This window comes from Streptosporangium sp. G12, from assembly GCF_052983175.1.
This window is the reverse complement of sequence record NZ_JBRIQO010000018.1, coordinates 199,953-223,352: the sequence shown is the minus strand read 5'-3', so window position 1 is coordinate 223,352 and position 23,400 is coordinate 199,953. Positions and strand designations below refer to the sequence as shown.

Annotated in this window: 20 protein-coding genes; 9 read left to right on the top strand and 11 right to left on the bottom strand. The window is 71.9% G+C overall.

The features are described 5' to 3' along the window. Nucleotides 1-49: 49 nt before the first annotated feature. From ACVCAG_RS27150 to ACVCAG_RS27120, 7 genes are all read left to right on the top strand, one after another. Nucleotides 50-865, top strand: a complete 816-nt coding sequence (locus tag ACVCAG_RS27150; protein ID WP_447190499.1) for a DUF692 domain-containing protein — start codon at nucleotides 50-52, stop codon at nucleotides 863-865. Next, the gene (locus ACVCAG_RS27145) at nucleotides 858-1,397 is read left to right on the top strand and encodes a hypothetical protein (protein ID WP_447190498.1); all 540 of its coding nucleotides are present in this window, start codon (nucleotides 858-860) and stop codon (nucleotides 1,395-1,397) included. The genes ACVCAG_RS27150 and ACVCAG_RS27145 overlap by 8 nt, the downstream gene beginning before the upstream one ends. A 194-nt stretch (nucleotides 1,398-1,591) precedes the next feature. After that, nucleotides 1,592-2,374 (top strand): TIGR04222 domain-containing membrane protein, encoded by a 783-nt coding sequence (locus tag ACVCAG_RS27140; RefSeq protein WP_440085622.1) that lies wholly within the window; start codon nucleotides 1,592-1,594, stop codon nucleotides 2,372-2,374. Nucleotides 2,375-2,513: 139 nt separating this feature from the next. Next, complete coding sequence (locus tag ACVCAG_RS27135; protein WP_447190497.1) at nucleotides 2,514-3,521, top strand: DUF7064 domain-containing protein; 1,008 nt, start codon at nucleotides 2,514-2,516, stop codon at nucleotides 3,519-3,521. Nucleotides 3,522-3,609: 88 nt separating this feature from the next. After that, nucleotides 3,610-4,086 (top strand): hypothetical protein, encoded by a 477-nt coding sequence (locus ACVCAG_RS27130; protein ID WP_440085620.1) that lies wholly within the window; start codon nucleotides 3,610-3,612, stop codon nucleotides 4,084-4,086. A gap of 79 nt (nucleotides 4,087-4,165) precedes the next feature. Further along, nucleotides 4,166-4,933 carry an isoprenyl transferase gene (locus tag ACVCAG_RS27125; protein ID WP_344750149.1) on the top strand — a complete coding sequence of 256 codons (768 nt, stop codon included), beginning with the start codon at nucleotides 4,166-4,168 and terminating at the stop codon, nucleotides 4,931-4,933. 221 nt (nucleotides 4,934-5,154) lie between these two features. Continuing rightward, entirely contained in the window at nucleotides 5,155-6,498 is a 1,344-nt protein-coding gene (locus ACVCAG_RS27120) for a PhoH family protein (RefSeq protein WP_440085619.1), read from the top strand. Nucleotides 6,499-6,661: 163 nt separating this feature from the next. Here ACVCAG_RS27120 and ACVCAG_RS27115 read toward each other — a convergent pair whose 3' ends face one another. The 3 genes from ACVCAG_RS27115 to ACVCAG_RS27105 are packed head-to-tail and all read right to left on the bottom strand — an operon-like array spanning nucleotide 6,662 to nucleotide 9,443. Then, nucleotides 6,662-7,324, bottom strand: a complete 663-nt coding sequence (locus tag ACVCAG_RS27115) for a hypothetical protein (RefSeq protein ID WP_440085618.1) — start codon at nucleotides 7,322-7,324, stop codon at nucleotides 6,662-6,664. Further along, on the bottom strand, nucleotides 7,321-8,718 hold the full coding sequence (locus tag ACVCAG_RS27110; protein WP_440085650.1) for an ATP-binding protein: 1,398 nt from the start codon (nucleotides 8,716-8,718) through the stop codon (nucleotides 7,321-7,323). Before ACVCAG_RS27110 ends, ACVCAG_RS27115 begins: the two co-directional genes overlap by 4 nt. 50 nt (nucleotides 8,719-8,768) lie before the next feature. Beyond that, complete coding sequence (locus ACVCAG_RS27105) at nucleotides 8,769-9,443, bottom strand: response regulator transcription factor (protein WP_344921373.1); 675 nt, start codon at nucleotides 9,441-9,443, stop codon at nucleotides 8,769-8,771. 313 nt (nucleotides 9,444-9,756) lie between these two features. Between ACVCAG_RS27105 and ACVCAG_RS27100 the strand changes: the two genes are divergently transcribed. Together ACVCAG_RS27100 and ACVCAG_RS27095 are read left to right on the top strand one after the other, a co-directional pair. Further along, complete coding sequence (locus ACVCAG_RS27100; protein WP_440085617.1) at nucleotides 9,757-10,500, top strand: aggregation-promoting factor C-terminal-like domain-containing protein; 744 nt, start codon at nucleotides 9,757-9,759, stop codon at nucleotides 10,498-10,500. 60 nt (nucleotides 10,501-10,560) lie between these two features. Then, nucleotides 10,561-12,537 (top strand): glycosyltransferase family 2 protein, encoded by a 1,977-nt coding sequence (locus tag ACVCAG_RS27095; protein ID WP_447190496.1) that lies wholly within the window; start codon nucleotides 10,561-10,563, stop codon nucleotides 12,535-12,537. An 85-nt stretch (nucleotides 12,538-12,622) separates the two neighbouring features. On the opposite strand, the gene ACVCAG_RS27090 is transcribed toward ACVCAG_RS27095, so the two are convergent. The 8 genes from ACVCAG_RS27090 to ACVCAG_RS27055 all read right to left on the bottom strand — a co-directional run bounded on the left by ACVCAG_RS27090 (nucleotide 12,623) and on the right by ACVCAG_RS27055 (nucleotide 23,379). Then, on the bottom strand, nucleotides 12,623-14,047 hold the full coding sequence (locus tag ACVCAG_RS27090; protein WP_440085615.1) for a tannase/feruloyl esterase family alpha/beta hydrolase: 1,425 nt from the start codon (nucleotides 14,045-14,047) through the stop codon (nucleotides 12,623-12,625). A 2-nt stretch (nucleotides 14,048-14,049) separates the two neighbouring features. Then, nucleotides 14,050-15,093 (bottom strand): alpha/beta fold hydrolase, encoded by a 1,044-nt coding sequence (locus ACVCAG_RS27085; RefSeq protein WP_440085614.1) that lies wholly within the window; start codon nucleotides 15,091-15,093, stop codon nucleotides 14,050-14,052. A 20-nt stretch (nucleotides 15,094-15,113) separates the two neighbouring features. After that, on the bottom strand, nucleotides 15,114-16,433 hold the full coding sequence (locus ACVCAG_RS27080) for an MFS transporter (RefSeq protein ID WP_440085613.1): 1,320 nt from the start codon (nucleotides 16,431-16,433) through the stop codon (nucleotides 15,114-15,116). 151 nt (nucleotides 16,434-16,584) lie between these two features. After that, complete coding sequence (locus ACVCAG_RS27075) at nucleotides 16,585-18,579, bottom strand: helix-turn-helix domain-containing protein (protein WP_447190495.1); 1,995 nt, start codon at nucleotides 18,577-18,579, stop codon at nucleotides 16,585-16,587. 94 nt (nucleotides 18,580-18,673) lie between these two features. Continuing rightward, a complete protein-coding gene (locus ACVCAG_RS27070) occupies nucleotides 18,674-19,420 on the bottom strand; it encodes a 3-hydroxybutyrate dehydrogenase (protein ID WP_440085611.1) in 747 nt (248 codons plus the stop codon). Nucleotides 19,421-19,609: 189 nt separating this feature from the next. Next, on the bottom strand, nucleotides 19,610-19,996 hold the full coding sequence (locus ACVCAG_RS27065) for a tautomerase family protein (protein ID WP_440085610.1): 387 nt from the start codon (nucleotides 19,994-19,996) through the stop codon (nucleotides 19,610-19,612). Between the two features lie 29 nt (nucleotides 19,997-20,025). Further along, nucleotides 20,026-21,417: an aspartate ammonia-lyase gene (locus tag ACVCAG_RS27060; RefSeq protein WP_440085609.1), complete on the bottom strand. Its 1,392-nt coding sequence runs from the start codon at nucleotides 21,415-21,417 to the stop codon at nucleotides 20,026-20,028. A 123-nt stretch (nucleotides 21,418-21,540) separates the two neighbouring features. Beyond that, nucleotides 21,541-23,379: a protein kinase domain-containing protein gene (locus ACVCAG_RS27055; RefSeq protein ID WP_447190494.1), complete on the bottom strand. Its 1,839-nt coding sequence runs from the start codon at nucleotides 23,377-23,379 to the stop codon at nucleotides 21,541-21,543. Between the last annotated feature and the right edge of the window lie 21 nt (nucleotides 23,380-23,400).

Here is a 23,400-nt window from a genome sequence, read left to right as displayed (position 1 = left end):
GGAGGGGCGGTGGCGGCCCGGCGGGCAGGCCGGAACGGGGACGCCTCCGATGGCGGCTGAGTCTCCGGCGCTGGGGGTGGGCATCGGCTGGCGGCCGGAGATCGACCTGACCGTGGAGCGGCTGCCCGGGGTCGACTTCGTCGAGGTCATCGCCGAGAACATCGGCCCCGCCCGGCTCCCCGAGTCGCTGCGGGTGCTCCGCGCCCGCGGGGTTCCGGTGATCCCGCACGGTGTCGGGCTGGGCATCGGCGGCGCCGAGCCTCCCGACCCGCGGCGGCTGGCGCACCTGGCGGACTGCGCCCGCGCCCTGGACGCGCCGCTGGTCAGCGAGCACCTCGCCTTCGTACGGGCGGGCGGGATGGAGGTCGGGCACCTGCTTCCGGTCCCGCGCACCCGGGCCGCGCTCTCCGTCGTCGCCGAGAACGTGCGGCGGGCGCAGGACGCGCTTCCCGTACCGCTGGCTCTGGAGAACGTCGCGGCCCTGTTCGGCTGGCCGGAGGACGAGATGACCGAGGCGGCCTTCCTCGGCGAACTGGTGGAGATGACCGGCGTCGGGCTCCTGATCGACGTGGCGAACCTCTACACGAACCAGGTCAACCTGGGCCTGTCGGCCACCGCCGCGCTGGACGGCCTCCCGCTGTCCGAGCTGGCCTACGTCCACGTCGCCGGAGGCCACTTCCGCCAGGGGCTGTGGCACGACACCCACACCGCCCACGTCCCGCAGGACGTGCTGGACATCCTCTCCGAGCTGTGCGCCCGGGTCGATCCGCCCGGTGTGCTGCTCGAATGGGACGACGACTACCCCAGCGACGGCGCCCTGGAGGGGGAGCTCGACCGGATCCGCGGCGCGATGGCCCGTGTCTGACGACGCGGTGTCCGGGGACGCCACCGGCCGGGTACGGGAGCCGGGCGGCCACGAGGGGCGGGCAGCCGTCGAGGGGGTTCGAGAGATCGCCAGGGAGCGGGAGGCCGCGAGAGAGCCGCTGGAGGCCGGGGAGGGGCGGGGGACGCACCGGGAGCCGGGCACCGGTGACACGGCGCGTGAGGCCCTTGCCAGGGCCCAGGAGGCCCTGGTGGCGGCCCTGGTGGCCGGGCGGGAGGCGCCGCGGGGGTTCGACCGGGAGCGGCTGCGCGTCCAGGAGGCCGGCCTGATCGCCAAACGGCGCAGGACGGTGGCCAGGCTACGGCCCGATCTGGTCGCGTCGCTCGGCGACGGCTTCGCCGGGGAGTTCGACGCGTACGCGAGAGGCCGCCCCAAGCCGCCGGGCGGCTCCCACGCCGACGCCCGCGACTTCGCCGGCCGCCTCCGCGCGGCGGGACGGCTGCCGGAGGAGCCCGTGACCCCCGAGCCCGGCCCCGTGCCCCGCCGGTGGTCGCTCTTCGGCAGACGCCGTTGAACCGCGCGTCGAGCCGGTCGAACCGGCCGCGTCGAACCGCGCGCGTCGAGCCGGGTGCCGCCGGACCGGAGGCGCTGAGCCGGGTGCCGCCCCACATCGGGCGTGCCGGACCGGGCGCCGCCGAAACTTCTGGTCCTCCCCGTTCGTCCACTGGGTAGTGAACCTGGCGCAGGGACGTCATCCCGGAGGCCGTCATGCAGACCGTACAGATCATCGTCGTGGTGGGTCTCGCGCTTCTGGGCGTGGCGGTGCTGATCGCGCTGCGCCTGGCCGTGCGCCCCCCGCGCGTCTACGAGGGGCCCGAGCTGACGCCGTACGAGCTGGCGCTGCTCGCGGGCGGCCGGCCCAGGGTGGTCGACACCGCACTGGCCTCGCTGACCGCGACAGGGGCGGTCAGGGCGCGGCGCGACGGGCGGCTGACGCAGGTGTCAGGCCAGGTCGGTGTGCTCACCCAGCCGGTGCAGACCGAGATCCTCGACCACCTCAGGGGGCAGGGGGGCGGCGTGCCGGTCTGGGTGATCAGGGACAGGGTGGCCCGGGGGGCCGCGGTGACCATGCTGATCGCGCGGCTGAGGGACCTGGGGCTGATCGACGCGCCCGGTTCCGGCCGGGCCGACCCCACCCACCCCAACCGTGCGGGGAAGACCGCGCTGGCCCACCACCGCCTGCGCCACCGCGAGGACAGGTCCCTGCCGCCCCGGGGCGGCGGCCACGTCGACCACGACGAGCTGAACATCCTGGGCGTCGCCCTGCACGGCCTGAAGCAGTGGGAGGACGGACGGCTGTCGGCCATCCTGTCCATGGACGGCCCGCCACCGCCTCCCGCGCCCCGACGCGGTTCCCGCCGCCGCGGCGCCTCCGGTGCCTCGGCGGGTGCCTCCTACGGCTTCTTCGGCGGCGGGGGTGGGGACGGCGGCTCCGATTCCGGCTCGGGTTCCGGCTGCGGGGGCGGGGGCGGCTGCGGCGGCAGCTCCTGAGGATCCTGTCCGGCCGGGGCGCGGTCGGTTAGGTTGGGCCGACACATGCCGCCCGACACGTGCCGGTCGATCCACGCCGGTCGATCCACGCCGGCCGGCACGTGCCGACCCATGATCGGGCGCCTGCATCGGAGTGACCGTGGGAAAGTTCGTCGATCACGAGACATGGCCGCTGCGGCCCGAGGACGAGGGGCCGCACCCGGCCGGCCCCGAGCCGCTGTGGAGCGAGTCCGTCTATCTCGACTTCGCGGCCGAGGACGGCTCGCTCGCCGGTTACGTCCGGCTCGGCCTGTATCCCAACTGGAACCGCGCCTGGTACTGGGCGTGCCTGGTCGGCAGGGACCGGCCCGCGGTGCTGCTGGCCGACCACCACGTCCCGCTGTCCGTCCCCGGTCCTCCCGCGCAGGACGGGGCGGGGACGCGTCCCGGGGTCCTCGCGGTGCGCGGCGAGGGTTGCGGGGGGTTCCGGGCCGTCCACGACGTGACGGACCCCATGCGGTCCTTCCGGGTGACCCTCGACGCCGGGGCGGCGGCCGTCCTGGACGACCCCGCCATGGCGTACGGGGACCTCGGGGGCGCCGAGACGACCTCGCTCGCGTTCGACCTGGAGTGGCGGAGCGGCGGCGACCCGTACCCGTACCGCTTCATGTCCCGGTACGAGATCCCCTGCGCGGTCGCGGGGACGATTCGGGTCGGCGGGGGTGAGGAGATCGCCTTCTCCGGGTACGGCGAGCGCGACCACAGCTGGGGGGAGCGCGACTGGTGGCGGATGTCGTGGCTGTGGAGCTCGGGGCGGCTCGACGACGGCACGTTCTTCCACGGCATGCGCGCCAACGTCGGCTTCGAGATGCCCTGGCCGTGCTTCACCGTCCCGCCGGGCGGGGCGACCGAGGAGCGGGAGGGTTTCACCGCGGCGAGCGAGTTCGGCGCGGACGGCTTCCCGTCCGGGGCGCGGCTGGAGGTGCCCGGCATGCCGATGACGGTCGTCCCGCTCGCCTTCGCCCCGGTCGCCATGACGTCCCCCGACGGGGAGGTCGCCCGCTTCCCGCGTGCCCTGTGCCGGTTCGAGGCCGAGGACGGGCGGTCCGGGTACGGCTGGACCGAATGGCATCAGCCGCCCGGCTGGCGGGGACATGGATGGCGTTGATCGTGTTTTGGCGGACTGGGCCAGGGATACCCTCTCTGAGGTGGGGGGACTGCGTTGTCTTGATGGTTCTTATCTGACTGTTACGCCGGTGGCGTGCCGTGACAGTGTCGGCACACCGTACGAGATCACCCTGCAGCTGCACCGCGACGGCGCGCTGTACGGGACGGTGGGCGAGCGGTGCGGCTGGTTCCTCACCCGGCTGGCGCGGGGGGTCGCCGAGGCGCGCGCGGGCCACGAGGCACGGTGGCCCGACCCCGACGACCGCTTTCCCGGCGACACGGAACTGTTCGCCTTTCGTTACCGGGCCAGGAACGGTGTCGTCGGCGGCGGCGAACTCCGCTGCCAGCTGCGGACCATCCCGGTCTGGGTCCCGGGGCTGCGGGGGCCCGGCGGGGAGTGGCGGCTCACCAGAAGGGCCTTCCTGGAGGCATGGGGCGGCGGCGGGATGGGGATGCGCGCCGTTCTGACATCCTCTGAGCTGGGTGTTTTCGTGGAGGCGCTCGTCGCGGAGGCCGAGGACTGCCTGGGGGCCCGCAAGCCGGGCAAGCCCGCCGGAACCCTGTAGAGGGGGCGGAGGGGTCCGCGGGGCGGCGATAATTGCCTGTCAGTGCCCATTCGTGGCGGGTGCTGAGGGAGGGGCTTCAATGGGCGTGCGCGATCTCGTCTACCGGGTGTACGAACGCAGGCTTGAGGCGAAGCTGTCCCGTCAGCGGGAGATGGCTCCCCGGCACGTCGGCGTGATCGTCGACGGCAACCGGCGCTGGGCGCGCTCGATGGGCATCGACGATGTGAGCCGCGGGCATCGCAAGGGCGCCGACAAGATCTCGGAGCTGCTCGGCTGGTGCCGCGAGGCCGGTGTCGAGGTCGTCACCGTGTGGCTGCTGTCGAGCGACAACATCAACCGTTCCAAGGACGAGCTGGATCTCCTGATGAAGATCATCGAGGACGTCGTCCAGGAGCTCGTGGCCGACGGATGGCACATCAAGCCCATGGGCGCGCTCGATCTTCTGCCCGATCACACGGCCCGTGTCCTCAAGAACGCAAAAGAAGCGACATCACATCGTCCCGGTTTGATTGTGAACGTTGCTGTTGGGTATGGAGGAAGGCGTGAGATCGCTGATGCGGTGCGCTCCCTTCTCCAGGAGCACGCGAGCAAGGGCGCGAGTATCGAGGACCTTGTCGAGGTCCTCGATGTCGAGCACATCGCGGAGCATCTCTACACGCGCGGTCAGCCCGACCCGGATCTGGTCATCCGGACCTCGGGAGAGCAGCGGCTCTCCGGCTTCCTGCTCTGGCAGAGCGCTCACTCCGAATTCTACTTCTGCGAGGCCTACTGGCCTGACTTCCGCAGGGTCGACTTCTTGCGGGCTCTCCGCTCCTACGCCGCGCGGCACCGCAGGTACGGTTCCTGAAACTCCACATGAACGGCCCCTTTCGGTCAGTCTTAAGCAGTTGGAAGTCGGGCATTCAGGACGTACCGTAAGAAGTAGGAGAGCACAGCTCACCTACGCCGGAGAGGGCCCGCCTTTGCGTCACGACCTGCTGAGGAGGGCCGGTCAACGGTCCCTGCTCGACGTTCTCGTGAGCGGGCCCGGGGCCGGTCCGCATCCCAGCTCATGGCAGGGCGCCGTCCATGGCGCCCGGGGGAGAACGCGTGGCAAACCCTTCGTCCTCACCCACGTCGCCGGCAGTGCAGCGGCGCACGTACGTCCTGGACACCTCGGTGCTCCTGGCGGATCCAACGGCGATGAGCCGTTTCGCCGAGCATGAGGTCGTCATCCCGATCGTCGTCATCACCGAGTTGGAGGGCAAACGCCATCATCCAGAGCTCGGATACTTCGCGCGCAAGGCGCTAAGGTCCCTCGACGAACTCCGGGTGACGCACGGACGACTGGACGAGCCCATGCCGATCGGCGAGGGCACCATCCGGGTCGAGCTCAACCACAGTGACCCGTCCATCCTGCCCGTCGGGTTCCGGCTCGGCGACAACGACACCCGCATCCTGACCGTGGCGAAGACCCTCGCCGCGGAGGGCGCGGACGTGGTGCTGGTCTCCAAGGACCTGCCGATGCGGGTGAAGGCCGCCTCCATCGGGCTCGCCGCGGACGAGTACCGCGCCGAACTCGTGGTGGAGTCCGGCTGGACCGGCATGGACGAGCTCCAGGTGACCTCGGAGGACGTCGAGACCCTCTTCGAGCACGGCACGGCCGACATGGTCGAGGCCCGTGACCTGCCCGCCCACACGGGCCTGCGCCTGCTGTCCAGCAAGGGTTCCGCGCTGGGCCGGGTGCTGCCCGACAAGTCGGTGCGGCTGGTGCGCGGCGACCGCGAGGTGTTCGGCCTGCACGGCCGTTCCGCCGAGCAGCGCATCGCGCTCGACCTCCTGATGGATCCCGAGGTGGGCATCGTCTCGCTGGGCGGCCGGGCGGGCACGGGAAAGTCCGCGCTCGCCCTCTGCGCGGGCCTGGAGGCGGTCCTGGAGCGCCGCCAGCACCGCAAGGTCATCGTCTTCCGTCCCCTGTACGCCGTGGGCGGCCAGGAGCTGGGCTACCTGCCCGGTTCCGAGAACGAGAAGATGGGCCCGTGGGGGCAGGCGGTCTACGACACGCTGGGCGCGGTCACCACGCCCGAGGTGATCGAGGAGGTCATGGACCGGGGCATGCTGGAGGTGCTCCCGCTCACCCACATCCGCGGCCGGTCGCTCCACGACGCCTTCGTCATCGTGGACGAGGCGCAGTCGCTGGAGCGCGGGGTGCTGCTCACCGTGCTGAGCCGGATCGGCGCCAACTCCCGGGTCGTCCTCACCCACGACATCGCCCAGCGCGACAACCTGCGGGTGGGCCGCCACGACGGCGTCGTGGCGGTGGTGGAGAAGCTCAAGGGGCACCCGCTGTTCGCGCACGTCACCCTGACCCGCTCGGAGCGCTCGCCGATCGCGGCGCTGGTCACCGAGATGCTGGAGGACATCACGATGTGACGGGGCGTCCCGACGCCACCGCCGGAGCGCGGTCGCGGGTGCCGTACGAGCACCCGCGACCGCGCTCCGCGCGTTACGGCGCCGGGTCTCTCGTGAACACGGTCTCTCGGTGCGGGTCTCTCGTGGTGAGAGTCTCTCGCGGTGACGGGGCGGGGCGGGACCCTCAGGGCGGCAGCCGCACGCCGGGCGCCGCGAGATTGCGGTACTCGAAGCAGCCCCGGTCGCCCATCGTCTCCGGGGTGCCGGGGAAGAGGCGGGTGACCTCGACGCTCCAGATGCTCTCCTGCTTGTTCTGCCGGATGGTGCAGGTGATCTGGGCGAGGGCCTCCTTGGAGACCTTGCCCTCACCCGTGATGATCACGTTCAGCCGGTAGCCCAGGTTGTCGTCCGGTTCGTTGCGCTGGTCGGTGTTGTCCGAGTAGCGGGTCGTCTTGGTGTCGTAGTGGCTGAAGTCGTTGAGCGCGCTGGTCAGCCCCGCCTTCGGCGGCTGCTTGCCGGCCCGGAACAGGGTGTCGATGATGTTCTTGGCCGAGTCGGAGACCACCGGGACCTTGACGGGCTCCAACCGGCCGTCGCGGAGCAGATAGACCGTCACCCACGTGGGGCTGTAGCTGATCACCGGCGGGTGGCCGTAGTCCTGGACGTCGGTCGGGGAGATGCCGCAGCCGCAGAGCACCAGGGCGGCGAGCAGGCAGGCGAACCACCTCGCGCCGGCGGGCCGTCTCGTGCCGGGGACGGCCGGGCGGGTGAGCCTTCTCCCACCGGGGGCGGCCGGGCCGGTGAGCTCGCCCGTGCCCGGGGCGTACGGGCGGGTGGGCCGTCTCATGCCGGGGGGAGCCAGACCGTGAAGAGGGTGCCCGGCCGCTGCGCGCGGACCGAGATCGTGCCCCCGTGCAGCTGGGCGTTGGCCCGCGCGATGGACAGGCCGAGCCCGCTGCCGTCACCCCGGGCTCCGGCCTTGTAGAAACGGTTGAACACGAAGGGCAGGTCCTTCGCGGGGATGCCCTTGCCGTGGTCGCGCACCTTCACCTCCAGGCCGTTCGGGGTGCTGCGGGCGGTCACCATCACCGGGAGCTCACCGTGGCGCAGGGCGTTGCCCACCAGGTTGGCCACGATGACGTCGAAGCGCCTGGGGTCGACGGAGAAGGTCAGTCCCTCGGGGACGTTCACCCGTACCCGGTCCGACCATCCGCGCATCTCCAGGCAGTCGCAGACCACGTCGACGATGTTCACGGTGTCCATGTTCAGCGTGGCCGTCCCCGAGTCGAACCGGCTCGCCTCGATGAGCTGTTCGATCAGGGTGCGCAGCCGCGCGATCTCGCGCAGCACCAGCCGCACGGCCGCCGCGGGCTCGGGCGGCAGCCGGTCGGCCTCCTCGGAGAGCATGTCGGTCACCGCGGTCATCGCGGTCAGCGGGGTCCTGAGCTCGTGGGAGACGTCGGCGACGAAGCGGCGGGACATCGCCTCCAGCGCGCGCAGCTCGGTGACGCTCCGCTCCAGGGCGGCGGCGGTGTCGTTGAACGTGGCGGTGAGCTCGGCGAGCTCGTCCTGGCCGTGTACGGGCAGGCGGGTGTCGAGGTGGCCGGCACCGAGCGCGCGGGCCGCCGAGCCGAGCCGCCTGACCGGCAGCAGCAGCTGGCGGGCCGACACCAGCCCCAGGGACAGCGCGATGATCAGCATGGCGGCGCCGGCGACGGCGAGCGGCTGCCGCAGGCCGTTCAGGAGCCGCTCCTCCTCGATGAGGGGGGCGAACACGAAGACGGTCATTCCGGTGGGCTGGGCGGTGTGTATGGGCTCGATCCGCCAGACGGGGGTGCCGATGAGCAGCCACATGTCGCCGCCGATGGTCATGCGCTTGGCGACCATCCGCTGGGTGGCCCTGGCGGCGAGGTCGTCGGGGACGTCCTTGGGGCCGAAGTCGCCGTCGGGGTAGGGGTAGTTCTCGTAGCGGACCACCACCCTGCCGCCCTGGGGGCGCAGGCTCTTCTGCAGCGCGCTGATCTCCTCGTCGGTCGGCGGGCTGTCTCCCGGCCAGAGCGCGCCGACGGGCAGCCTGCTGCCCTCCAGGATGTCGCGCACCTCTTTCACGGCCACGTGCTCGGCCCGCCTGATCATGCTGTTCTTGACGAACTCGTAGCCGATTCCCGCGACGACCGCGGAGGCTGTGACGGCGATCAGGGTGAAGGTGATCACCAGGCGCCCGCGCAGGCCGGTGTACATCCGCCGCACCGAAGGAGGGAACGTCCGCTTCGAGGGGGGGAACGTCCGCTTCACGGCGGGCTGAACCGGTAGCCGAATCCCCGTACCGTGTGGATGAACTCGGGCTCGGCGGGAACCGCCTCGATCTTGGCGCGGACCCGCTGGACGCAGGCGTCGACCAGCCGGGAGTCGGCGACGTGGGTGTGGTCCCAGACGGCCCGCAGCAGATACCTGCGGTTGAGCACCTGACCGGGGTGGCGGACGAGTTCGAGCAGCAGGCGCAGTTCCGTGGGGGTGAGGTGGACCTCGCGGCCCCCCAGCGCCACCTTGAGCGCGCCCCGGTCGATGACCAGGTCGCCGAAGGTGATGCGGTCGGAGGCGACCGACTCCATCCGGCGCAGGACGGCGCGGATGCGGGCGTCCAGCACCCGGGGCTCGACCGGCTTGACCACGTAGTCGTCGGCCCCCGCCTCCAGTCCCACGACCACGTCGAGGTCGTCGCCCCTGGCGGTGAGGAGGATCACCGGCAGCTGGTCGAGCCTGCGGATGCGGCGGCACACCTCGACGCCGTCGATGCCGGGCAGCATGACGTCCAGGATGGCGATCTCCGGACGGCGGGACCTGATGTGCTCAAGGGCCTCCTCACCGCTGGCGTAGGCGGTGACGGAGTGGCCCTGCCGGGTGAGCGCGAGCTCCAACCCGGTACGGACCGAGGGATCGTCTTCGACGAGGAGGATGCCTGCCACCGGGTAATCATTCTCCCAAGGCTCGGATGGATCTGCCGGGTCACAAAACCCAGACATAAGGCAAACAGTACCTGAACGTGGTGGTCAGACCACGATTCGGGCAATTCCATGATCACTAAAGGGGGTCAAGAGACCCCGTACGGCAAAATGTGAGCAAAATCACTCCCAGGCTTTCCTTGCCGGGAAAGGGCTCGTGGCCTGGCGGTTAGGTCGTGAGAAACCCCGGCGAACCTGGCCGGACGCCGACCGACGCCGACCAACTCCGCCGTTTCGGTTGCGGACCACCCCCCTCCCCACGGCAAGCTCATAGGTCGTGAGTCCAGGATCACAGCAACTGAAGGAGCGCTCGGCGCCCCGCCCTCGCCGCACGAACCGCAGGGCGGCCAAGGGGAAGGGCCTCGACGGTCCCAGCTCGAAGCGCGGTATGACCTCCAAGCGCGCGCTGATCCTGGGCGCCGCGCTCGTGGTCCTGGTGGGCGGAGGCGCCTTCACCGCCTACACCGCCGTGCAGAACGCCTCGGCGCCGCCGACGAAGCCGCTCACCCTGGACGAGATGTCAAAGATGCTCGGCTCCGACCCGTTCGGCTCCGACCTGGAGTCCGACATGCTGAAGGCCCAGGCCGCCCAGGCGCTCAAGGCCGACAAGATCGCCGCCGAGCGCGAGAACCGCAAGGCCCTCAACCAGGTCAAGATCGTTGACGAGGCTCCGGGCGGCGGCGGGTTCAACCCGCAGCAACTCCCCCCGGGCACCTCCAACCCGACCGGCAACAGGGCGCTGGGCAAGCAGATGCTGGAGGCCAGGGGCTGGGCCGGCGAGTGGGGCTGCCTGGAGAAGCTCTGGATGAAGGAGAGCGGCTGGAACGAGCGCGCCATGAACACCTCCAGTGGCGCCTACGGCATCCCGCAGTCCCTCCCCGGCCACAAGATGGCCAGCGCCGGAAGCGACTGGCAGACCAACGCGGCGACCCAGATCGAGTGGGGGCTCACCTACATCAAGGGCCGCTACGGCTCGCCCTGCGGCGCGTGGGCCCATTCCCAGGCCAAAGGCTGGTACTGAGAGACCAGGAGTCGGCAAGTCTGACCTTCTCCCGGCGCCGCGCGCCGCACCCTTGGCCGCATGGACGTGAAGGTCAGCGTGGTGGTGCCGGTGCACAACCCCGGTGATGGCGCCGACGCCTGTATCCGGTCGGTGCTGGAACAGTCGATGGCCTCCGAGAACTACGAGGTCATCTTCGCCGACGACGGCTCCGACGACGGGACCCGGCAGCGCCTCGACACCCTGGCGGCGGCGCGGTCGAACGTCAGGGTGCTCCACCTCGAGCGGACCGGCTCGCCGATGCGCGGCCGCAACGTCGCCCTCATGGTCGCCAGGGGCAGGTACGTCTACCTGCTGAACCAGACCGACCGCCTGGAGCGGGACGCTCTGGAGCGCATGTACTCGCGCGCCGTGGGGACCGGGGCCGACATCCTCCTCGGGCGGCTGATCAGCGACCAGAGGCCGCCCTCCACGGTCTTCGACACCGACCGCGAGAACGCCGACATCGTCGAGGACCGGCTGCTCACGCTGCTCACCCCGCACAAGCTCTTCCGCAGGGCCTTCCTCGACGCCGAGGCGCTGAACTTCTCCGACCCCGGCGGATGCCTGGCCGAGCAGGCCTTCGCGCTCCGTGCCTACCTGCGGGCCGGGAGAGTCGTCGTCATGGCCGGCCGGGTCTGCTGCCACGTCACCGAGCGGCCCGACCCGCCCCAGGACCCCTACGTCTGGGCCGCGGAACTGCGCGAGCTGCTCGACATCATCGACGACGAGGTGCCCGAGGGACGCCGGCGCGACCGGATGTACGCCCAGTGGTTCCGCACCGCGGTGCTGCGGCGGCTCGGCGGGGGCAGGTTCGTCACCTCCTCCACGGGCCGGGCGGCCACCTTCACCACCCTGCGCGAGCTGGTGGTCCAGCGCTTCCCCCCGCACCTCGACCTCCTGCTGCCCGTCCCGCTGCGGGCCCGCGCCGCGCTGCTCCGCGCGGGCAGGCTCGACCAGCTCGTCGTCCTGGCCGGGGCCATGCGCGGCGTCCGCCTCCAGGCCGACCTCGAGGCCCTCACCTGGGACGACGGCGCGCTCGCCCTGGGGCTCACCGTGGAGATCATGCAGGCCGACGGCACCCCGATGCGCTTCGTCCCGTACGGGAACGACGGCCTGCTCTGGCAGCCTCCGGTCCCCCTCGACGGGCTCCGCCTGCCGCCCGAGATGGCCGACGTCAGCCAGGCCGCCGCCAGGGCGCGGTTCGAGGTCTACATCAGGCACGAGGACACCGGGGACGTCCACTTCCTGCCCTCGGAGTGCTCGATGATCCGCAGCCGTCACCGCAACGGGGTCAGGCTCCAGGTCACCGGCGAGGCCCGGCTGGACGTCGACTCGGCGGCCATGGGCGGCCCGCTGCCCCCCGGGCTCTGGGAGATACACGTGCGCATGTACGGAGGGGCGCAGCAGGCGCGCACCCGGGTGACCGGGTCGCCGCTGAACTGCACCGGGATGGTCGCCGACCGCTCCAAGCGGCTGATCGTCCCCTGGTGGTCCGACCGGGGGGAGCTGGGGATCTGCGTGGAGCCGCGCTCGTTCCCCGAGTCGATCGTCCTCGTCTCCCCGGGTACGACGGTCATCAGGCAGCGCAAGCACGTCTTCGTCGTCGTGCCCGTGCCGTACGTGCCGCCGAGCGGGGGGCCGCCCGCGGAGCTGGTGTTCCGCCAGACCGCGGGCAGGGAACGCGAGGTCGCCGCCCCCGCGCTGGTCGAACCCGGCGTCCCCGGGGAACTGGCCGGGCGGCTGATCGCCAAGATCCCGACCCGGCTGGCGTACCGGGAGGGGTTTCTCGCGCCGGGCGTCTGGGCGCCGTTCCTGCGGGTGGACGGCAAGGAGACCGGGCTCCGCTTCAAGGTGGAGATGAACCGCGGCGGCCGGGTGGAGATCCACAGGTCCGCCGCCGCCAGGCTCTCCGAGCCCTGGTACCCGCTGCTGAAGCGGGTCGCGCTGCGGATACCGCTGGTCAGGAACGCGGTCCGGGTGACCAGGACCGTCCGGCGGCGCTACATGCTCAACTGACATCCGCCCGGCGCCACCCGCCCCGTCGGGGGGCGGTGTGGTGCCGGGCGGTGCGTCACACGGGTGGCGTGTCACACGGGTGGTGTCACAGGCTCAGCCGGCACTCGTTGGGCAGGTCGCCGGTCGAGGGCCTCGGCAGGGTCGCGCTCGGCGGCGGGCTCTGCCTGCGCTCCACCCAGCCCTCCAGGGTCTCGAACGCGCTGCGGAAACACGGCAGCAGCGGGCGGAGCCTGTCGGGGTAGGAGGCGTAGAGGCTGTCCACGTGGGTGCCGTCGGTGATCCGGTAGTAGCGGAACGGCCGGTGCTCGCCGACCATGTCCGCGTAGACGTCGCCGGAGCGGGAGATCGGCAGCAGCGTGTCCAGCGTGCCGTGGATCGTGATCAGCGGCTTGCCGATCCGGCCGGTGAGCCCGATCTTCCTCACCGCCGCGTACGGCTTGCGCGCGTCGTAGTCGTAGTCGGCGTCGCAGGCAGGGGTTCCCGAGGCGCAGAAGGGGGTGCCCGCGTCGGTGTCGCCGTCGAAGGAGGGGTCGAGCTCCTCACGGTAGACGCGCTGGGTCAGGTCCCAGTAGTACTGGTGGTGGAACGGCCACAGGAACTCCGAGCCGCGGGCGAAACCCGCGTCGTACATCGCCTGGGTGTCGCCCGCCGGGTAGGCCCGCAGCGCCGGGGGCAGGTAGTTGAGCAGGTTGTCGCCCTTGACCCGCCAGAGCGTGCCCTCCCAGTCGATACCGCCGTCATACAGCCAGGCCCGGTTCTCCAGTTGCCAGCGGACCAGGTACCCGCCGTTGGAGATGCCCGCGGCGTAGGTCCGCTCGGGAAGCCTGCCGTAGCGCTGGGCGACGACGGCCTTGGCCGCGATCGCGACCTGCGTGACCCGGTCGTTCCACTCGGCGACCGCGTCACCGGGCCGGCGGCCGTCCTTGTAGAAGGTGGCGCCGACGTTGCCCTTGTCCGTCACCGCGTAGGCGTAGCCCTTGGCCAGCGCCCAGTCGGAGACGGTGAAGTCGTTGGCGTACTGCTCCCGGTTGCCCGGGGTGCCGGTGACCACCAGCCCGCCGTTCCAGTCGTCGGGCAGCCGCAGGACGAACTGCGAGTCGTGGTTCCAGCCGTGCGTCGTGTTGGAGGTCGAGGTGTCGGGGAAGTAGCCGTCGACCTGGATGCCGGGCACGCCCTTCGGGTTGACCGCCCCCGCCGGGTGCAGGCCCGCCCAGTCGGCCGGGTCGGTGTGCCCGGAGACGGTCGTGCCGGCCGTCGTGAGGTCGTCCAGGCAGGCCTTCACCTGGTGCTCGGCACCCGGCACCGCCACCCGGTCCAGCCGGGCGCAGTGCGCCGGTGAGGTCCCCGCGCTCGCCGCCGGCGCCCCGGACAGGGCCACCAGGGCTGCGAGGCCGGCGGCGGCGAATCCCGCGGCCGTTCTGGTACGTGAGGTCGCGCCGGGGACCGGACCGAGGAGCCGGGTTCGAGCGGCCGAACCGCGACGCGAAGCGTCGCCATGGGTACTGTGCATCGTCAGCTCCGCTTCAGGTGGTCGGAGAGGGCGGAGCGGAACTCGGCGGGCCGCTCGATGTGCGGGCTGTGGCCGCAGTCCAGGACGATCTCGGTGTACGGGCCGTACCGCTCCAGGACGGCGCGGGTCTGGGTGACCATCGGCTGCGCGGGGGTGCCCGGCGAGCCGGGGACGGCCCCCAGGGCGCCCAGGTGGGCCAGGTCGAACAGCGAGGTGTCGGAGACGATCACGTCGGCCTCGCCCCTGATCCACAGGATCGGCGGCTTCGGGTCGATCGTGTGCAGGTCGTCGATCCGGAAGTGCGTCGGGGCGAACGAGTTGAGCACGCCCCGCGTGCCGGGACGGACCCCCGGCCACTCCTCCGACGCCGCCGCGTCACCCGGGTAGTGGTCCTCGCCGACCCTCGTGGACAGCATCGACGCGACCAGGGCGTCCTCGTCCTCGATCACCGTGCCGGGTTTCACGTACGTGGTCCGCATCACGTTCCTCGGCGAGACCGGGGAGCCGTCCGAGGTGTCCCCTTCCGCGAGCAGCTTCACGAAGTCGGGGTTGGCCGCCCCCGCCCCGCCGCCCGTGCCGTCGGGGTGGTTCAGCACGCCGTCGGCACCGTGCGTGCCGCCGAAGCCGTACGGGGAGATCGGGTTGACCAGGGTCACGCTCCGCACGGCGGACGGACGGTCGCGCAGCGCCTGCAGCACGACCCCGCCGCCCATGCTCCAGCCGACCAGGTGCACGCCGTCCAGCCCGAGGGCGTCGAGGAGGGCGAGCACGTCGTCGGAGTAGTCCCGCAGGCCGCGGGTGGCGTCGACAGGGGCGGGCTCGGTGTCGCCGAAGCCCCGCAGGTCCACGGCGAGCGGCCGGTGGCCCGCCTCCGCGAGGGCGAGCAGCGTGCCCCGCCAGAAGGCGGCGCTCGACACGTTCCCGTGCACGAACAGCACGGTCTCGCCGCTTTCCAGAGTGTTTCCGGCGTTCTGGTCGTTCCCGGTGACCGACAGGACGTTCTGGGTGATCCGGCCGGTGGGCACCGGCCGGTTCTCGATGCGCATCAGATGTCTCTCCGTACCGGTCAGCGAGTGGTCTCGGCCTCGTCGTGGGTGCCGATGGTGACGAGGTCGCGGCCACGGGTCTCGCGCGAGACGTACACGGTGATCAGGGTGAGCACGGCGGCCCCGGCCACGTACAGCGTGACGGGGAGCGACGACTTGTAGGCGTCCAGCAGGGCGACCGCGATCAGCGGGGCGAGGGCGCCCGCGACGATCGAGGCGAGCTGCGAGCCGATCGAGACGCCCGAGTAGCGCATCCTCGTGGCGAACAGCTCGGAGAAGAACGCGGCCTGCGGGCCGTACATCGCGCCGTGCAGGATCAGCCCGACGGTCACCGCCAGGGTGACGGCGGCGAAGTTCTTCGTGTCGATCAGCGGGAAGAACGCGAAGGACCACAGCCCCACCCCGGCGGCGCCGAGCAGGTAGACGGGCCGGCGGCCCAGCCTGTCGGACAGCGCCCCCCACATCGGGATCGAGACGAAGTGGATGGCCGAGCCGATCAGCACCGCGTTGAGCACGACCGGCTTCGCCAGCCCGGCCTGCGCCGTCGCGTAGACCAGCACGAACGCGGTGATCACGTAGTAGGAGACGTTCTCCGCGAAGCGGGCGCCGATCGCGATGAGGACGTCGCGCCAGTGGTACCTGAAGACCTCGACGATCGGCAGGGACTTCGAGGGCTTGGCGTTCGCGACCGCCTGCTGGAAGACCGGCGACTCGCTGATGGAGAGCCGGATCCACATGCCGACCAGCACCAGCACGCCGGAGAGCAGGAACGGGATCCGCCAGCCCCAGCTCACGAACGCCTCCTCCGTCTGGACCGCGGCCAGCACCGCCAGCACGGCGGTGGCCAGCAGGTTGCCGCCGGGGGCGCCCGCCTGCGGCCAGGAGGCCCAGAAGCCGCGGCGCGCTGCGTCGCCGTGCTCGGAGACGATCAGTACCGCGCCGCCCCACTCGCCGCCGAGGGCGAAGCCCTGGACGAGCCGGAGCAGGGTCAGCAGCAGCGGCGCCGCCATGCCGATCGCCGCGTGGGTCGGCAGGCAGCCGATCAGGAAGGTCGCCCCGCCCATCATCAGCAGGCTGACCACCAGCAGCTTCTTGCGGCCGATCCGGTCGCCGAAGTGCCCGAAGACCAGCGCGCCCAGCGGGCGGGCCACGAAGCCCACCGCGTAGGTCAGGAACGCCAGCAGGGTGCCCGTCAGCGGCTCCGACTGGGGGAAGAACAGCTGCGGGAAGACCAGCGCGGCGGCGGAGCCGTACAGGAAGAAGTCATACCACTCGATCGTGGTGCCGACGAGGCTGGCACCCACGATCTTTCCGATGGGGGTACGGGTTTTCTCTGCCATCTCACTCACCAAGGGGAATCGCTGTTGGGGGGGATTCCGGCTACCGTACGTAGTGGTAGGCGTCACTCCTATGGGTACGACCGCCATAGCCGACGGGCGCCCTATGTGGATGTGTGAGGCCGCCCCGCCGCGAGGCCCGCCGGCGGCCGGATCAGCCGCTGAGCCGGTGCAGGCGCAGGGCGAGCTGGATCTCCAGGGCCCGCTCGGGGGCCTGCCAGTCGTCGCCGAGCAGCTGGCCGATCCGGTCCAGCCGCTGGGTGACCGTGTTGACGTGGATGTGCAGGGCCTCGCTCGTCCGCGACAGCGAGCCGCCCGTGCCGAAGTACGCGGTGAGCGTCTGGACCAGCGCGGTGCCCCTGCGGGCGTCGTAGTCGATCACCGGGCCGAGCGCCGAGGCGAGGAACGCCCCGATGTCGCGCCCCTCGCTGACGAGCAGGCCGACGAAGCCCAGCTCCCTGGCTCCGGCGCCCTCCCCGGCCCTCCCCAGGGCCACCAGGGCGTCGGCGCAGCGCTGCGCCTCCCGGTGCGCGGCGGCCACCTCCGCGGTGCCGCGCACGGGCCCTCCGGCGCCCGCGGTGGCCGGGTGGCCGAGCGAGGCGCTCAGCTCGGCCGCCACCCGCTTGGCCAGGGGTCCCGGCCGGTCCCCGGGAAGCAGCAGGACCACCTCGTCGCCGCGCTGCGCGGCGAGGCCGTGGTGCAGCGTCGCCTGGGAGGACGCCCAGAACGCTGCCCGCTCCCGCCCGCCGCCGTGGCGGACCACGACCACCACGTGGTCGTGGTCCAGGTTCACCCCGACCCGCCGGGCGCGGTCGGCCAGGCCGTCGAGGGCGGGCCGCGAGATCAGGTCGTCGAGCAGCTCGCCCCTGACCCGGCCCTCCGCCTCGGCCACCGTACGCCTGAACAGCAGCAGCAACGCGGTCACCAGCGCGGCCCGCTCCAGGATGCGCTGGTCGGCGTCCGACACCTGGCCGCCGTTGCGCAGCACCAGCGTGCACAGCGGCTCCGCGCCCACGTCCACCGACGCGACCAGCAGGTCTCCCTGCCGCACGGTGCGTCCCAGCGCCCTCGACGACCGCGCGGCGTCCGCGATCACGTCCGCGGCCTTCCGCGTCCCTCGCCTGGCGGCCGGCTTCGAGCCCGGTCTCCGGCCGGTCCCCGAGTTCGTCCCCGATCCCGTTCTCGATCCCGTCTCTTGGCCGGACGCCGGCTGGTCGGACGCCGCCTCGCCCAGCGCGCCCTCCTCCAGCACGCCCGCGTCCCCGGCGATCGGGTGCCCGGCGTCGTCGAGCACCGTCAGCGAGCCGCCGAGCACCTCCGTCACCACCGCCGCCACGTCCTCGACCCCGCCGCCGCGCAGCACCAGGCCGGTCATCCGGTCGTGCGCGAGCGCGGCGCGCTCCACGGCCTGGCTGTGCGCGTTCACCTGCCGGTTGGCCTCGCTGAGCTCCTCCAGCGCGTTCCTGGTCTCCTGCAGCAGCCGGGCGTTGTCGATCGCCACCGCCGCGTGCGCCGCCAGCGAGCCCAGCAGCACGACCTCGTCCTGGGTGAAGGGCCGCACGCTCCGGTTGGCCGCGAACAGCACGCCGATCACCCGGGCGCCCAGCTTGAGCGGTACGCCGAGGATGGCGACCAGCCCCTCTTCGAGCACCGCGTCGTCGATGTCGGTCTTGTGGCGGAAGCGCTCGTCGGCGAAGTAGTCGGCGGTCGAGTACGGGGTGGCGGTCTGGGCCACCAGCCCGCCGAGCCCCGCGCCCATGGCCAGCCGCAGCGCCCGGAACTTCGCCGACACCGAGCCGTCGGTCACCCGCATCCAGGTGTCGCCCCGCTCCGGGTCGTGCAGGGTCATGTAGGCCGCGTCGGTGCCGAGCAGCTGCCTGGCCCGGTGCACGATGGCCTCCAGGACGGCGTCCAGGTCCCGCAGCCCGGCCAGGTCGCCCGCCGTGTCGAACAGCGCCGACAGCTCCGCCTCCCGCTTCGCCCTGCGCCGCAGCAGCGCCCGCACCTTCAGCGCGGCGAGCTTGGTCTCCTCCAGCTCCGCCAGCGCCTCCGCGCCGACCCCGCCGGTCCTCGCCGAGAGAACGGGCCCCTCGAACTCGACCGCCGAAGCCTCCCTGGCCAGCAGTTCGAGAAAGACCCGTGCGCTCATACCGACCATTCTCCGATGCTCGCGACGCCGCTCAGGTCCGGCTCCTTCCCCCGTCGGTTCGATCTCCGGCGCCGGTCCCACGGGTTCACCGGGCTCAGCGAGCGGTCCAGCCGCCGTCTATGGGGAGGGAGGTGCCGGTCATGAAGGAGCCGTGCGGGCCGCAGAGGTAGGCGACGAGCTCGGCGACCTCCTCCGGTTCGATCAGCCGTTTGACGGCGGCGGGGGCGAGCATGATCTGCTCGACCACCTCGTCCCTGCCGATGCCGTGGGTGCCGGCCTGGGCGCCGATCTGGTTCTCCACCAGGGGCGTGCGGACGTAGGCGGGGCTCACGCAGTTGGAGGTGACGCCGTGGGGGGCGCCCTCCAGGGCGATCGTCTTGGACAGCCCTTCGAGGGCGTGCTTGGCGGTGACGTACGCCGACTTGTAGGGCGAGGCGCGGAGCCCGTGGACCGAGGAGATGTTGACGATCCGGCCCCAGCCGCGCTCGTACATGCCCGGCAGGACCTCCCTGACCAGCAGGAAGGGTGCCTCGACCATCACTTTGAGGATCTTGGAGAACACCTCGGGGGGGAACTCCTCGATCGGGGCGACGTGCTGGAACCCGGCGTTGTTCACCACGATGTCCGTGCCGGGCGGGATCGCCCGGACGAAGTCCGGGTCCGACAGGTCCGCGACGACGGGTGTTCCCGAGATCTCCGCGGCGACCTTCGCCGCCGCCTCGGCGTCGATGTCGACCGCCAGCACGTGCGCGCCGGCCGCGGCCAGCCGGTGCGCGCAGGCGCGCCCGATCCCGCTGCCCGCCCCGGTCACCACGGCTCGCCGACCCGCTAGGTCAATCATGCTGCCGAATCTAGGCAATGACCCGAATCCCGGCCCATGTCGCCCACCCCCACACTCCGTTACGTGCTTATGTGGCGAGTCTCCGCTCCGGCAGGGGCGCCGTCTTCCCTCCGCACCCGTTCCAGGGGGCGCCTTCGCGCGTTCCGGGACGCGAACGCCCGGAGCCGGCCGCCGGGGGTCGCGCGACTCTCAGATGGTGACCGGGTACATGAGCGTGAGCTCGTCGCCGGGGAGGCCGCGGATGCCCCAGTTGACCTTGGGCGACTCCATGATCACGATTTCCAGGTCCTCTGCGGGGAGGTCGAGCGCCTCGCCGGTCCTGGTGAACAGGGCGCGGATCAGCGAGCGCTTGGCCTCGTCCGACCGGCCGCTGAAACAGGCGATCTCCACGATGAGGTACCGCTCGCTCCGCTGCGGGCAGATCATGTCCTCGGCGTCCAGCAGCAGGAACCGGTGGAATCGCTTGTCCTCGGGGAGTTGCCAGACGTCCACCAGGCAGCCGTGGACGGTGTCGGAGATCTCCCGGCGTCGGTCGGCCCACACGTCCCTGCGGCCGTAGAACTTGATCTGGGTCATGCCTTGAGTCTCCCAGGCCGGGGCACGGTCTACGAGGGCGGCCGGGTCATGGAGAGCACGTCGAGCAGCTCGTCGAGCCGTTCCTCGGTGAGGGTGCCGTTGGCGACGTGGCCGCGCTCGATGACGACCTCGCGGATGGTCTTGCGCTCCGCCAGGGCCTGCTTCGCTATCTTCGCGGCCTCCTCGTATCCGACGTACGGGTTGAGCGGGGTGACGATCGACGGCGACGACTCCGCGTACTCGCGCATGCGGTCGACGTTGGCGGTGATGCCGTGCACGCACCGGTCGGCCAGCAGCCGGGAGGCGTTGGCGAGCAGCCGTACCGACTCCAGGACGTTGCGCGCGATGACCGGGAGCATCACGTTGAGCTCGAACGTGCCCGAGGCGCCGGAGAAGGCGATGGCCGCGTCGTTCCCGATGACCTGGGCGGCGACCATGGTCACCGCCTCGGGGACGACGGGGTTGACCTTGCCCGGCATGATCGAGGAACCGGGCTGCAGGTCGGGCAGGTTGATCTCGCCCAGTCCCGCCCGAGGGCCGGACCCCATCCAGCGCAGATCATTGGCGATCTTGTTGAGCGAGATCGCGACCGTGCGGAGCTGGCCGGAGAGCTCGACGACGGCGTCCCGGGCACCCTGGGCCTCGAAGTGGTCGGGAGCCTCGGAGAACGGCAGCCCGGTGGCCTCGCGCAGCCTCTCGATGACCTTGGCCGCGAAGCCGGGAGGGGTGTTGACGCCGGTGCCGACCGCCGTGCCGCCCAGGGGCAGCTGGGTGAGGCGCGGGAGCGCGCCCCGCACCCGCGCGATGGCGTTCTCGACCTGCGTGGCGTACCCGCCGAACTCCTGCCCCAGCGTGACCGGGGTGGCGTCCATCAGGTGCGTGCGCCCGGCCTTGACCACGCCGTCGAACTCCAGCGACTTGTCCCGCAGCGCGGTGGCCAGGTGCCGCAGCGAGGGGATCAGGTGGTACGAGACCTCGGTCGTGGCGGCGACGTGGATGGACGTGGGGAACACGTCGTTGGACGACTGCGAGGCGTTCACGTGGTCGTTGGGGTGGACGGGACGGCCGAGCCGCTCCTCGGCGAGGGTGGCGATCACCTCGTTGGCGTTCATGTTGGAGGAGGTGCCGGAGCCGGTCTGGAAGACGTCGACGGGGAACTCGCCGTCCCACTCGTTCTCCGCGACGTCGGTGGCGGCCTCGGCGATCGCCTGCGCCAGCTCCTTGTCGAGCACCCCCAGCTCCGCGTTGACCTCGGCCGCGAGTGCCTTGATCAGGCCGAGCGCCGCGATGTGCGGGACCTCCAGCCCGCGCCCGGAGACGGGGAAGTTCTCCACCGCCCGCTGGGTCTGCGCCCGCCACTTCGCACCCGCGGGAACCCGTACCTCACCCATCGAGTCATGCTCGATCCGATACTCGCTCATGAACCCAGTCTGCGTCCTGGAGGGGGAATCAAACCGGGTGGGGAGCGGGTGGGTACGGGGTTCTCCTCGCGGGCCGTGCTCGTGACCGTGCTCAGAAGTGCTCAGGACCGTGCCCGGAAGTGCTCAGAAGAAGGCGGCCACCGTCAGAATCATGATCACCACGAGGGCGATCGCCGCCACGCCCATGAGGACGAGGACGCCGATCCGGGTCTTCTGCGACGGCGGCTTCCTCGGTCCGGGACGGCCGGGGTCGGGCCGGGCGTTCTGGTTCGCGATCGCGAACAGGTCGGTGCCCAGGCCCGGGGAGCGGTAGGCGCCGTCGGACGCCTCGGGGCCCGGCGGACGCCAGGGCTGCGCGGCCCCCGGCCCTCCCCGGTCGGGCGGGCCGCCGGCGCCGGGCGGCCGGTTGCCGGGGAAGAGCCTCAGCGGCGGAGGGGGCGCTTCGGAGTCGGGGGACCCCGGGCGCCCCTCGCCGGAGGCCGCGAGCTCCGGATCGACCGGGGGGAAGCCGTGCGGCGGGGTGGCGGAGAGATCGGGTCTGCCGCTCACCGGGAAACCGTGGGGCGGGGTGGCCGCCGACTCGCTTCCCGGGCCTCCGAAGACCGCCGTCTCCTCGGCCGGCGCCTCGAAGGCACCCGGCCCGAACGCCCCAGGCCTCCCGAAGGCGCCACCGGGAGCCGCGGGTCCTCGCGCGACGGGGGTGCCGAGACCGGCGGGACCCTTTCGTCCCGCGACCGGTCTGCCCGGCTCCGCGAGAGGCGGCCGGTCCGGGTAGGGCGAGGTCGTCGGACGGCCGGAGGCCGGCGCCGGGGAGGCGGTGGGTCCGGAGGGTCCGGAGGGTCCGGAGGGTTCCGTGGGCGCCGTTCCGCCGGGGATGCGCAGACCGTCCTTGGGGCGGATGACCACCATGGTGCGGTCGGCGTCGAAACCGCCGGCGCCGTCCTCGGGGGCGCCGGGGCCATCCGGCTCCTGCCCGGCGTCTTCGGTGTCTTCGGCGTCTCCTGCGTCTCCGATGTGTCCGGTGTCTCCGGCGTCCTCCACGAGGGGGGTCTCGGAGGCCGGGGGAGACGGTGCGAAGGCGGGGGCGGAAGGGGCCGCGGCGGGCGCCGGGGGCGGGGGGAGGGACTCCGCGAGGTGCGAGGGGGTGTCGGCCACCGCCCGGAGCAGCGCGCCCGCCTGGGCGGCCGTCAGCCGCGTCGTGTGGTCCTTCTCCAGCAGCTGCTCGAGCACCGGGCGCAGCGGCCCCGCCTGGGTCGGCGGGTCGACCTGCTCGCTCATCAGCGCGGCCAGGGTCTCCGCCACCGAGGACCGCTCGTAGGCCGGGCGGCCCTCGACCGCGAAGTACAGCGTGGCGCCGAGGGACCACAGGTCGGACTCGGGCCCGGTGTGCTCGCCGCGTGCCCGCTCGGGCGCGGTGTATCCGGGGGAGCCGATCACCATGCCGGTCTTGGTGAGGCTCGTGTCGCCCTCCGCCTTGGCGATGCCGAAGTCGGTGAGGACCACCCGGCCGCTCTCGGTGATCAGCACGTTGCCGGGCTTCACGTCGCGGTGCAGGACCCCCTGGGCATGGGCCGCGCGGAGCGCCCCCAGCAGGTCGGCCCCGATCTCGGCGACGAGGCGGGGTGGGAGGGGACCCTCCTCCTCGATCACCTGCTCCAGGGAACGCGCCTGCACGAGCTCCATGATGATCCAGGGGCTGCCGTCCTCGACGATGGCGTCGTGGACGGTGGCCACCGAGGGGTGGCTGATGCGGGCGGCCGTACGACCCTCGCGGATCATCCGTTCCCGAAGTTCGGTGCGCTGCGCCTCGCTGAGGCCGGGCTCCTGGCGGATCTCCTTGATGGCGACCTCACGGCCGAGGGAACGGTCGTGGGCTTTCCAAACGGTGCCCATCGTGCCCCGGCCGAGCGGCGCGATCAGCTCGTAACGGTCCGCGAGCACACGCGTCTGCTGTTCCGGCATGAGAAGAAGATAGCCATTCCA

Coding starts and splice junctions, on each gene's coding strand:
- ACVCAG_RS27075 (WP_447190495.1), bottom strand. CDS start 18,579: ATGAGCGCACGGGTCTTTCTCGAACTGCTGGCCAGGGAGGCTTCGGCG.
- ACVCAG_RS27080 (WP_440085613.1), bottom strand. CDS start 16,433: ATGGCAGAGAAAACCCGTACCCCCATCGGAAAGATCGTGGGTGCCAGC.
- ACVCAG_RS27120 (WP_440085619.1), top strand. CDS start 5,155: ATGGCGCCCGGGGGAGAACGCGTGGCAAACCCTTCGTCCTCACCCACG.
- ACVCAG_RS27065 (WP_440085610.1), bottom strand. CDS start 19,996: ATGACCCAGATCAAGTTCTACGGCCGCAGGGACGTGTGGGCCGACCGA.
- ACVCAG_RS27085 (WP_440085614.1), bottom strand. CDS start 15,093: ATGCGCATCGAGAACCGGCCGGTGCCCACCGGCCGGATCACCCAGAAC.
- ACVCAG_RS27055 (WP_447190494.1), bottom strand. CDS start 23,379: ATGCCGGAACAGCAGACGCGTGTGCTCGCGGACCGTTACGAGCTGATC.
- ACVCAG_RS27110 (WP_440085650.1), bottom strand. CDS start 8,718: ATGTACACCGGCCTGCGCGGGCGCCTGGTGATCACCTTCACCCTGATC.
- ACVCAG_RS27140 (WP_440085622.1), top strand. CDS start 1,592: ATGCAGACCGTACAGATCATCGTCGTGGTGGGTCTCGCGCTTCTGGGC.
- ACVCAG_RS27090 (WP_440085615.1), bottom strand. CDS start 14,047: ATGCACAGTACCCATGGCGACGCTTCGCGTCGCGGTTCGGCCGCTCGA.
- ACVCAG_RS27125 (WP_344750149.1), top strand. CDS start 4,166: ATGGGCGTGCGCGATCTCGTCTACCGGGTGTACGAACGCAGGCTTGAG.
- ACVCAG_RS27150 (WP_447190499.1), top strand. CDS start 50: ATGGCGGCTGAGTCTCCGGCGCTGGGGGTGGGCATCGGCTGGCGGCCG.
- ACVCAG_RS27070 (WP_440085611.1), bottom strand. CDS start 19,420: ATGATTGACCTAGCGGGTCGGCGAGCCGTGGTGACCGGGGCGGGCAGC.
- ACVCAG_RS27115 (WP_440085618.1), bottom strand. CDS start 7,324: ATGAGACGGCCCACCCGCCCGTACGCCCCGGGCACGGGCGAGCTCACC.
- ACVCAG_RS27060 (WP_440085609.1), bottom strand. CDS start 21,417: ATGAGCGAGTATCGGATCGAGCATGACTCGATGGGTGAGGTACGGGTT.
- ACVCAG_RS27095 (WP_447190496.1), top strand. CDS start 10,561: ATGGACGTGAAGGTCAGCGTGGTGGTGCCGGTGCACAACCCCGGTGAT.